The sequence below is a fragment of the Komagataeibacter sp. NFXK3 genome, assembly GCF_054182245.1.
This window is the reverse complement of record NZ_JAPIVJ010000003.1, coordinates 96562-107621: the sequence shown is the minus strand read 5'-3', so window position 1 is coordinate 107621 and position 11060 is coordinate 96562. Positions and strand designations below refer to the sequence as shown.

Below are 11060 nucleotides of genomic sequence, written 5' to 3'. Positions count from 1 at the left end.
AATCAGCCTTTTTTGATCATGGGCAGGTTAAGCCCTTTTTCGTGGGCGCAATCGACCGCGATGTCGTAACCCGCATCCGCATGGCGCATCACGCCCGTTGCCGGGTCATTCCACAGCACGCGCTCCAGGCGCTTTGCGGCGTCATCCGTGCCATCAGCCACGATCACCATGCCTGAATGCTGGGAGAAGCCCATGCCCACGCCGCCGCCATGGTGCAGCGAAACCCATGTCGCACCCGATGCGGTGTTGAGCAGCGCGTTGAGCAGTGGCCAGTCCGACACGGCATCAGAGCCATCGCGCATGGCTTCCGTCTCGCGGTTGGGGCTGGCGACGGAGCCGCTGTCAAGGTGGTCGCGGCCAATCACGATCGGCGCCTTCAGTTCACCCTTGGCAACCATTTCATTGAACGCGAGGCCAAGGCGGTGGCGGTCACCCAGCCCGACCCAGCAGATGCGCGAGGGCAGGCCCTGGAAATGAATCTTCTCGCGCGCCATGTCGAGCCAGTTGTGCAGGTGCTTGTCGTCGGGCAGCAGTTCCTTCACCTTGGCGTCGGTCTTGTAGATGTCTTCCGGGTCGCCCGACAGGGCCGCCCAGCGGAACGGGCCAATGCCACGGCAGAAGAGCGGGCGGATATAGGCGGGCACGAAACCGGGGAACTCAAAGGCCTCCTCGCAGCCGACCTCAAGCGCCATCTGGCGGATGTTGTTGCCGTAATCGAAGGTGGGAATGCCCATGCGGTGGAAGGCGACCATTGCTTCCACGTGCAGCTTCATGGAGTCCTTGGCCGCCTTCTCGACCGCGGCCGGGTCGGTCACGCGCATCCTGGCCGCCTGGTCCAGCGTCCAGCCTGCCGGGAGGTAGCCGTTGAGCGGGTCATGGGCGGAGGTCTGGTCGGTCACGCCATCGGGGCGGATGCCACGGCGCACCAGCTCGGGGAAGACCTCGGCCGCATTGCCCAGCAGGCCCACGGAAACCGGCTTGCCGCTCTTGCAGGCGGCGTCGATGATCTCGAGCGCCTCATCAAGCGTGTCGACCTTGCGGTCGAGATAGCCGGTCTGCAGGCGCTTCTCGATACGGCCGGGCTCGCACTCGACCGCCAGCATGGAGGCACCGGCCATGACAGCGGCCAGGGGCTGCGCGCCGCTCATGCCGCCGAGGCCGCCGGTCAGGATCCACCGGCCGGTCAGGTCGCCGCCATAGTACTGGCGCCCCATCTCGACAAAGGTTTCATACGTTCCCTGAACGATGCCCTGGCTGCCGATATAGATCCACGAACCGGCCGTCATCTGGCCGTACATCATCAGCCCGGCACGATCGAGTTCGTTGAACTTGTCCCAGTTCGCCCAGTGGGGAACGATGTTGGAATTGGCGATCAGGACGCGGGGGGCATTCTCATGCGTGCGGAATACGCCAACCGGCTTGCCGGACTGCACCAGCAGGGTCTGGTCGGCTTCCAGCGTTTTCAGCGTGTCGACAATACGGTCGTAGCACTCCCAGTTACGGGCAGCGCGGCCAATACCACCATAGACAACCAGCTCCGAAGGCTTTTCCGCTACTTCGGGGTCGAGGTTATTCATCAGCATCCGCATAGCAGCTTCAGTCTGCCAGCTTTTTGCCGTGATCTCAGGGCCATGCGCGGCATGGATAATACGATCATTGGACAGACGGGACGAGGTCGGGCTACTCATGACATCACCTTGAATGTACTTGTATATACATTCGTTTGCCGCAGACCCTCCCCCTTGTCAACATGAAAACGTAATGAAATACCGTTTCAGAACAATGGGGGAGAAAGATCAGGGCCTGTAGCGACCGACAAAGCTGAAGCGGCTGCCGGAATAGGTGAAGATGCCCTTCATGACGACTCGCCCCTCGACCCATGTACGCCGCATGAGCTGCAGGCAGGCCTCGGGCTCATCAAGCTCGAGCAGCGTGCAGATATCCAGGCTCGGCGTCACCGCGAACACCACATGCTCGATCTCCTCGGGGTGGGAAATGCCCGAGAGATGACGGTGCGGATGGGTGAGGGAAAAGTCCTGGTCCAGATAATCGGGCGCGAAATGGGGCGAGACGAAACGCTCCTCGACCTGCAGCGGCGTATCATCCTCATAATGGACGATGATGGAATGGAAGAGCCGCGCACCGGGGCGCTGCTCGAATGCCGTTGCGAGATCACTGTTCGCGCGGATTGTATCAAGCGTGATGATGCGCGTGGTGTGCTCATGCCCGTTGGAGGCAATATCATCAGCAATATCACGCAGTTCCAGCAGTTCCACGCGCTGGGCGGGCTCGGCGACGAACGTGCCCACGCCCTGCGCGCGCGTGACCAGCCCTTCGGCTGTGAGTTCGCGCAGGGCACGGTGGACCGTCATGCGCGAGACACCGAGCAGTTCCACCAGTTCACTTTCCGATGGAAGGCGATGACCGATTGCCCATTCACCGGTTTCAATCCGCTCGGTGATGTACAGCTTGACCTGCTCGTAGCGGGCTGTGGGTTTATCCTTGCTTAAGACCAGTGACACGCAATTACACCTTATTCAGAAGACGTTAGTCTATACTGGCATAAGGGAGTGAGTGCCATCCAGCGCTGATCGCAACTTTTTATTGCGGACAACCACCAAAAATCCGTGCGCTGGGCCTTACCCCCCCGATCCAGTACGACAGTTCATGCGGGCCGGCGATGTCCCACACCACCATGTCGGCCGCCATGCCCGTGCGCAGCCGCCCGACCGTATGCTCCAGCCCCAGCGCCCTTGCGGCGATATGGGTATGCCCGGCCAGGGCTTCCCCCGGCGTGAGGCGGAAGAGCGTGCAGGCCATGTTCATGACCGCCGTGGGGCTGAGCACGGGCGACGTGCCGGGATTGCAGTCCGTGGCAAGGCCCATGGGCACGCCATGCTTGCGGAACAGGGAAACCGGGGGCTGCTTCGTTTCACGCACAAAATAGAAGGCACCGGGCAGCAGCATGGCCACGGTGCCTGCATCGGCCATGGCTTGCACGCTGCTTTCGCTTGCATATTCAACGTGATCGGCCGAGAGCGCATGCCAGCGCGCCGCAAGCTTGCCCCCATCGAGATCGGACATCTGGTCGGCATGCAGGCGCACGGGCAGCTTCCAGCGCTGTGCGGCTTCAAAAATACGCTCGACCTCGGCAGGCTGGAAGGCAATGGTTTCACAGAAGGCATCGACGCTGTCGGCCAGACCGGCCTCCGCCACGGCAGGCAGCATTTCCGTGCACAGGAAGGTCACGTAATCATCCTGCCTGCCCGCGAATTCCGGCGGCAGCGCATGGGCGCCGAGAAAGGTGGTATGCACGCGCACCGGCAGATGCCTGCCCACCGCGCGTGCCACGCGCAGCTGCTTGAGTTCATCTTCCAGCCGCAGCCCGTAGCCTGACTTGATCTCGAGGGTGGTCACGCCATTTTCAACAAGGCAGCGCGCGCGCTTAAGCGTAAGCCGCAGCAGTTCCTCCTCGCTCGCATCACGGGTGGCGCGCACGGTGGACAGGATGCCACCCCCGCGCCGTGCAATCTCCTGATAGGAAACCCCCTGCAGCCGCTCCGCGAACTCGCCGCTCCTATCCCCGCCATAGACGAGGTGCGTATGCGGGTCGACCAGGCCTGCCGTCATCCACTGGCCCTTGCACGAAATGACCTCGCGCGCGAGGCGTTCAGGCGCGCCGGGCAGGTCCGCGCGGGGGCCGACCCATACGATCTGCCCATCGCGGGCGGCGATGGCGCCATCAGGGATGAGGCCAAAATCATCTCCGCCCGGCTGCCCGGTTCCACTCGCATTGGTTGCCAGATTGACATCGACCCATAACCGATCCCACATGACGCACTCCCATTTCAGCGCTTGACCCTAAACGTATATACATGTCTAGTTTTGAAACCGTTCCAACGCAATGCTCTATCAAAACAGGCCCGTCATGTCCTTATCGGTACAGATCCAGACCATTTTTGCCGGGCAGGCCCTCCTGCCCGAGGGGTGGCGCGACAATGTACGCCTTGGCTTTGATGCCAGTGGTCATTTCACCACGATAGAAGCCGACCAGCAGCCCCGCCCTGATGACAGGCGCGTCGATATCGCCCTGCCGCCCATGCCCAGCCTGCATTCCCACGCCTTCCAGCGCGCCATGGCCGGACTGACGGAAACCCGGCTGGACCCCGCCGATTCATTCTGGAGCTGGCGCGAGCAGATGTACCGTCTTGCCGCCGTCATCGACCCTGCCACCCTCCGCGCCATTGCCGCCCAGCTTTATATGGAAATGCTCAAGGCCGGTTATACGCAGGTTGCCGAGTTCCATTACCTGCACTGCGCACCGGACGGACAGCCCTATGCGCAGCCCGCCGAAATGCCGCTTGCCGTCATTGATGCCGCCCGCGATGCGGGTATCGGAATCACCATGCTGCCGGCGCTGTACCGGCATGCGGGCTTTGGCCGCCCGCTGGCGGCGGAACAGAAGCGCTTTGCCAGTTCACCGGAATTCCTTGCGCGGGTCATTACCGATATCACGGCCCGCCATGCTGGCGATCCTCTGGTGAATGCGGGGATCGCCCTGCATTCCCTGCGGGCGGCCAGTGGGGATGACATACGCGAAATGCTCGCCCTGCTGCCCGGTGACATGCCCGTGCACATTCACATTGCCGAGCAGGTGAAGGAAGTGGAGGACTGCGTTGCCTTCCTTGGGCGCAGGCCGGTTGCCTGGCTGCTCGATGAGATGCCGGTGGATGAGCGCTGGTGCCTGATCCATGCAACGCATATGGATCGGGACGAAACGGCGCGCCTGGCCCGTTCGGGCGCGGTTGCCGGTATCTGCCCCATTACCGAAGCCAATCTGGGCGATGGTTTCTTCCCCTTCATGGATTACGTGGATGCGGGGGGCCGCTTTGGCATTGGCAGTGACAGCAATGTGCTGCTCAACGTAGCGGAGGAACTGCGCACGCTGGAATACGGGCAGCGCCTCATCTCGCAAAAACGCTGCCGCGCCCTGCCCTCGGGCCAGACCGGATCGGTCGGGGGGTACCTGTATGCACAGGCCCTGCAGGGGGGAATGCAGGCCTGCGCGCATGGTGGCGGCCAACTGGCCGTGGGGCAGCGCGCCGACCTGTGCACGCTGGCTGACACCGCCCTGTCGCTGCCTGGCCTGCGGGGCGATACTATTATGGATTCACTCGTCTTTGCCCGCGCCACCCTGCCTGTCAGCGATATACTGTGCGCGGGCCAGTGGGTCGTGCGCGAAGGGCGCCATGTTCACGAAGAACGTATCGCGACTGCATTCGGCAAGGCGATTACGACCTTACGTTCCGACCGGAGTTCACTGTCATGACCCCGCCCGTCTTTACGCATACACGCGGCACGGCCCCCGTTCTTGTCACCATTCCGCATGCCGGCACGGCACTCGCACCCAGCATGGCCGAACGCATGACGCCACGCGGCCGGTTACTGCCGGATACCGACTGGTATATGGAAAAACTCTATACATCGGCTGCCGACATGGGCATCGGGGTCATTCGTGCCAATTATTCGCGCTATGTCATTGACCTCAACCGGGGCGCGGATGATTCCACGCTCTATCCGGGTCGGCCCAAGACCGGCCTCGTGCCGGACCTGGCTTTTGATGGCACCCCGATCTACCACCCCGGCCAGGAACCGGATGAAGCGGAAACGGGCGAACGCCGGATCCGCTACTGGCAACCCTATCATGATGCGGTGGCGGAAGAACTGGCCCGGCTGAAAGCCCGCTGGGGCTGGGCGATATTGTGGGATGGCCATTCCATCAAGACGGAAATCCCGCGCCTGTTTGAAGGCTGCCTGCCCGACCTGAATTTCGGGACCAACCAGGGCGCAGCCTGCGCGCCATCGCTCATTGACAGCGTTGTCTCCCTTGCCGCGCGGGACACGGATTATTCCCATGTCGTCAACGGGCGGTTCAAGGGCGGTTATACAACACGGCATTATGGCCAGCCCGAACAGGGCATCCATGCCATACAGCTTGAAAAAGCCCAGAGAATCTACCTCAGCCACGAAGATACGCCATGGCCGCTTGATACGGACAAGACCCGCAAAATATCAGCCCTGATCGGCACGCTGCTGCAACAGGCAACGGCGTGGCGCCCTGCGTAACCTTCTTTACTGCCGCCACAGGCAGCCCGCCCGCTGGCGCAATGACCTGCGGGCGGGTTCAGCCAGATGCGCCAGGAACCTTTATGACCGGAACTGGCCAGTAGCTTCCGTTCCGGTCATATGGTTTTATTTCTTTTCAGCCTTGCCGGATGCCGCCTGCTCTTCACATGCCTTGCGCATTGCGGGCATGATCTTGCGGGGCTGCCGGAACCATGTTTCCAGATCCTTCGGCGCCATGGGCTTGGCGAACAGGTAGCCCTGCATGACATCACAGTGCAGGCTTTCCAGAAGTTCGTATTGTGCTTCCGTCTCCACCCCTTCGGTCACGACGGTCATGCCCAGCCGGTTACCAATGCCGATAACCGCCGTTGTCACCGCCTGCGCATTGGCATCATGCTCAAGGTTCATGATGAAGCTGCGGTCAATCTTGATTTCCGTCAGCGGCAGGCGGGTCAGCCGCGACAGTGATGAGTAGCCCGTGCCAAAATCATCCATGGACAGGCCAACATTCAGGCCACGAATGGCATTGAGCACATCCATCGTATCCTTGTTTTCATCCATCATCACGCTTTCGGTAATCTCCACCGTCAGGCGTGCCGGGGCAATGCCAAACCGGGTCAGCAAGTTCGAGATCATTTCGGGCAACTGGCGTTTGCGGAAATGACCGGCTGACAGGTTGACCGATACCGCCGGGATCATGACCCCATCGCGGTCCCATGCCACGATCTGGCGGCAGGCTTCTTCCAGGCACCATGCACCGATGGCCTCGATCTGCCCGGTATCCTCTGCAACCGCAATGAAACGGGAGGGAAAAATATTGCCCAGATGCGGATGATGCCAGCGTGACAGCGCCTCTACGCCATAGAGCGCGCCGGTTTTTGCCTCGATCTGCGGCTGGTAATGCAGGTTGAGCAATCCTTTGGCCAGGGAATCACGCAAGGCGGACCCAAGGACAAGGCGGTCCTGTGCCGCGGTATGGTCCTCTGGCGTGGCAACGCGGAATGTGCCGCGGGCATCTTTCTTGGCAAGGCGCATCGCGGCCTCGGCGTGGCCGATCAGGGATTCACTGTCCGGCCCGTTTTCAGGGAACATGCTGATGCCCACGCTGATCGAAGCCGCAATGAAGTTGCCACCGATTTCGATGGGCTCCTCCATGCCCCCGATCAGCCTCTCGGCAAATGCCGTTGCAGGGGCGGCCTGGGTGTCGGGCAATATGATGACAAACTCATCCCCCCCTGCGCGGCTGAGGATGTAATGGCTCCGGCACAGGCTCTTGATCCGTGCCGCCACCGCCTTGAGGAAGTCATCGCCATTGGAATGCCCGAGCGCATCGTTGATGTCACGAAAGCGGTCGAGATTGAGCATCAGCACGGCAAAATGGTTGTCACCCGGTTTGCCGACAAGGTTCCTGAGGACCTTATGGATGGCGGTCCGGTTCAGGAAGCCGGTCAGCGGGTCATAATTGGCCAGCTGGGAGATATGATGGCGCGCTTCATACTGCTCGATCAGGACACTGCAGAATGGCACGCTGCCCGCCACGATTTTCTGCGGCCAGTCGCTGATCGTGCTGGTATTGCGTGAAAACAGCGCGAATATGCCCGATATCTTGCCGTTGCGCGCCTTGATCGCGGAGGCCCAGCAATTATGCAGCCCCAGCGAAACCCCTAGCGAGCGGTAGCTTTCCCATACAACGGTGGCCGCCTCGTCAAGGTCATTGGACAGGGCCATGATGTCCGCATCTGAGAGTGTTACATTCTCCAGTGCCGCGGCATAGCGCCGTGGCAGGCCGGGGCCCGACAGCACATGGAGCCGGTGGTCTTCATCGATCAGCACAAGGATGGCGACCGTATTGGGGATGAAATTCTCCACCTCCCGGCAGACAAGGTCCGCCACGTCCTGTATCTGCATATCGGTCGAGAGGGACTGGAACACCGTATTCTGCAGGTCCAGCAGTTTCTTGCGATGGTTTTCTTCCGTTACCGCCTTGATGGAGGCGAGATAGTATTTTTTGCCTTTCGGGCCGACCTTGCTTGAAGACAGCGTCAGTTCCCCGGTGATGTAGTCACCGTGCCGGTTCTCGAAGATGATTTCACGCGATGTGCCAACGGTGGCGTCAAGATCCGCCGGGTACCGGCTGTCGGCATGGCTACCCTGTTCATCGCAGCCGAAATCCGGGACCAGCTTGCGCATGTTCTGGCCGCGCACTTCATCCTGCGCATAACCCCAGAGTTTTTCCGCCCCTTTATTGAAAAAGATGACGTCATTGCGGTCGTCAGTCACGATGATCGCTTCGGTCGCGTCATGCAACAGGGCCAGGGCGGTGTCGCCCGACAATGCAGGCTTTGGGGAAGGTGAAGTCAGGAGCAACTTGTTCATGATGATAGGCCACAGTTCACAATTTGACAGGCAGGCTGCCTGTTTGCACAGGATAAAAAAGACATGAGGGGGCGCTATGGCATCAGGCCGACTGCAGCCCCAGTGCTTCCGGGCGGGCGGGACGGCCAATCAGGAACCCCTGCCCCGCCACGCAGCCCTCGCCACGGAGCACTTCAAGCTGCCGGGGCGTTTCGATCCCTTCCGCCAGCACGGAGATATTCATGGTGCGGCCCAGGGCAAGGACCGAACGGACAATGGCGGCGGCATCGGAATTGGTTTCGATCCCCTGCATGAAACTGCCATCAAGCTTGATCCGGTCGAACGGGAAAGAGCGCAGCGTATCAATGGACGAATAACCCGTACCGAAATCATCCAGTGCGATCGAAACCCCGAGTTCCTTGATCCGTCGCACGATTTCAAGCGCACGCTGCTTGTCATCGATGATGGACGTTTCCGTCAATTCCAGCTCAAGCCGGGCGGGAGAAAGACCCGTATTCTCGAGTGTTTCCTTGACCAGCCGGTACAGATCGGGATGAAAGAACTGCACCGGAGACAGGTTGACCGCAAGCTTGTACGAAGCATCCCACTTCGCGGCCTGTGCGCAGGCGGTCTGCAGAACCCATTCGCCCAGCGGGATGATGAGGCCGTTTTCCTCGGCAACAGGAATGAACAGGGCGGGCGGCACTTCCCCCCGTTCAGGGCTGGTCCAGCGCAGCAGGGCCTCGTAGCCAAAGATCTCGCCCGTCGCAATGGCGGTCTGCACCTGATAGTGCAGGCTCAGTTCGCCTTTTTCCATGGCCGTCTTCAGGTCTGCCGCAAGTGCGCGCGCTTCGCGTACCGTCTCATCCATCGCGGGCTCGTAATAGGCCACGGTGCGCAACGGGTCCGCCTTGGCGCGATACATGGCAAGGTCGGCACGCGTGACGAGTGTTTCCTTGTCGGTCGCGTCCTTGGGGAACAGGGCCAGGCCTACGCTGCCGCCGGTTGTGACTTCGTAGTCCTCGATCGGGATGGGCAGGTTGATGGCTTCCTCGATGCGGGCGACAAAGGCATTGAGTTCATCAGGGTCGCTCGTCAGATGGACCGCGGCAAACTCATCCCCGCCCAGACGGGCCACGAACTCGCCTTCGCCCAGCATCTCGGTAAAACGGTTGGCAATGGTGACCAGAACGACATCGCCTGCGGCATGCCCACGCACATCATTGATTTCCTTGAACTTGTTAAGATCAATTCCAATCAGTGCGAACTGGGTTCCCTTCTCTTTCGCATCCTCGATCACCTCATCGAGATGATCATTGAAGCTGACGCGGTTGGGGAGCGCTGTCAGGGCATCATGCAGCGCCATCTGCCGCATGCGCTCATAAGATTCCGCGCGCGTTGCATCATCGATCGAGAAACTGTTGCCGCCCGTGGCCACCAGCAGGAGGGTTGTAATGGCCAGCGCAACGCCAAGCACGACAGGGGCATTGCCACTCGCCATGAGATCGGCCGACATCATGTGCGTGCGCATGGCGGACACACCAACAAAATGCAGCCCCGCAATCGCCGCGACGAACAGCACCGTGGCCAGGATTTCCCGGTGCCGGTTCCCGCTACGCAGCAGGCATTGCAGGGACAACGTGCCAAAAGCGATGCCCAGCAGCAGGGAGAGCGCGATTGTTGGCAGGCTCCAGGCCATATGATCGCCGAATTCCACGGCATACATGCCGGAATAATGCATGCCTGCAATGGCAAGGCCAAGCACGGCGCCGCCGAGGGCTGGCCCCATCCGGCTCTTGCTGGTGGCGGCGATAACGGTTGCGGCCAGTACGCCCACGGCAGCAATGACAAATGAAAACAGCGTAAGCGGAATATTCAGCAGGCCCGCCACACCCGGCATGTATGCCAGCAGCGCCAGGAAGTGGGTGCACCATATGGTTGTCGCACCGGCGGCTGCACATTGCAGATACCATGAATGATTCTGCCGCCCCGGCGTCGCGGCAATGCGCGCCATGATGCGGACAGTGATCCATGAACCCGCGATACATACAATAAGGGCGGAAATAAGGAGGGGCATGTTGGAATCCATCATTATTTTAAGCAATTGCAACACGGTATTATTCCATCGGGGAGCGCATGGTTAAGCATAGATACCGCCTGCGTGGCGGCATAAATTCTCGTCACGTCAGATGGTATTTATTTATATAACTAATATATTATTGGTTATTTTTATTGTTCTATATTTTAGAGCCGGTCTTTCCGTGATCTATATCATATATTCCTGATATAAATAATTAGTTGTACACGATCTGCCTCTTTCCGATCGCCGATCCGGGCCGCTTCATACAAATCAACAAAAAGTGATGTTAGATTTATTCCATGTAGTATAATTTATTTAATTAATTTCAAGATTGTATCTTTTTGTCACTTTATATTGTTACATAACAAAACAATCGTCCATATTTCCTTGGTTTTCCGGCATATTCCATGCATCTTTTTTGCACTGCACAAATGGGCTGGCAGCATCCGTTTTCAGAACAGACAATTCCTATTAACAATTTTTTCAATATATTTTTTTT

Annotated in this window: 7 protein-coding genes; 2 read left to right on the top strand and 5 right to left on the bottom strand. The window is 59.7% G+C overall.

All coding sequences use genetic code 11. The features are described 5' to 3' along the window. Positions 1–2: 2 nt before the first annotated feature. The 3 genes from hutU to hutI all read right to left on the bottom strand — a co-directional run bounded on the left by hutU (position 3) and on the right by hutI (position 3834). Complete coding sequence (hutU, locus tag OQZ28_RS04670; RefSeq protein WP_458135311.1) at positions 3–1688, bottom strand: urocanate hydratase; 1686 nt, start codon at positions 1686–1688, stop codon at positions 3–5. A 108-nt stretch (positions 1689–1796) separates the two neighbouring features. Then, the gene (hutC, locus tag OQZ28_RS04665; protein ID WP_130732597.1) at positions 1797–2522 is read right to left on the bottom strand and encodes a histidine utilization repressor; all 726 of its coding nucleotides are present in this window, start codon (positions 2520–2522) and stop codon (positions 1797–1799) included. Between the two features lie 79 nt (positions 2523–2601). After that, positions 2602–3834 carry an imidazolonepropionase gene (gene hutI, locus OQZ28_RS04660; protein ID WP_130732596.1) on the bottom strand — a complete coding sequence of 411 codons (1233 nt, stop codon included), beginning with the start codon at positions 3832–3834 and terminating at the stop codon, positions 2602–2604. 94 nt (positions 3835–3928) lie between these two features. On the opposite strand from hutI, the gene OQZ28_RS04655 reads away from it, so the two are divergent. Next, complete coding sequence (locus OQZ28_RS04655) at positions 3929–5329, top strand: formimidoylglutamate deiminase (RefSeq protein WP_458135310.1); 1401 nt, start codon at positions 3929–3931, stop codon at positions 5327–5329. Next, positions 5326–6126, top strand: a complete 801-nt coding sequence (hutG, locus tag OQZ28_RS04650; protein WP_458135309.1) for an N-formylglutamate deformylase — start codon at positions 5326–5328, stop codon at positions 6124–6126. The genes OQZ28_RS04655 and hutG overlap by 4 nt, the downstream gene beginning before the upstream one ends. A gap of 126 nt (positions 6127–6252) precedes the next feature. Here hutG and OQZ28_RS04645 read toward each other — a convergent pair whose 3' ends face one another. Beyond that, positions 6253–8502: a sensor domain-containing protein gene (locus tag OQZ28_RS04645; RefSeq protein ID WP_458135308.1), complete on the bottom strand. Its 2250-nt coding sequence runs from the start codon at positions 8500–8502 to the stop codon at positions 6253–6255. A gap of 82 nt (positions 8503–8584) precedes the next feature. Further along, positions 8585–10558 (bottom strand): putative bifunctional diguanylate cyclase/phosphodiesterase, encoded by a 1974-nt coding sequence (locus OQZ28_RS04640; RefSeq protein ID WP_242621929.1) that lies wholly within the window; start codon positions 10556–10558, stop codon positions 8585–8587. Positions 10559–11060: the final 502 nt, after the last annotated feature.

Coding starts and splice junctions, on each gene's coding strand:
- hutU (WP_458135311.1), bottom strand. CDS start 1,688: ATGAGTAGCCCGACCTCGTCCCGTCTGTCCAATGATCGTATTATCCAT.
- hutI (WP_130732596.1), bottom strand. CDS start 3,834: ATGTGGGATCGGTTATGGGTCGATGTCAATCTGGCAACCAATGCGAGT.
- OQZ28_RS04655 (WP_458135310.1), top strand. CDS start 3,929: ATGTCCTTATCGGTACAGATCCAGACCATTTTTGCCGGGCAGGCCCTC.
- hutG (WP_458135309.1), top strand. CDS start 5,326: ATGACCCCGCCCGTCTTTACGCATACACGCGGCACGGCCCCCGTTCTT.
- OQZ28_RS04645 (WP_458135308.1), bottom strand. CDS start 8,502: ATGAACAAGTTGCTCCTGACTTCACCTTCCCCAAAGCCTGCATTGTCG.
- OQZ28_RS04640 (WP_242621929.1), bottom strand. CDS start 10,558: ATGCCCCTCCTTATTTCCGCCCTTATTGTATGTATCGCGGGTTCATGG.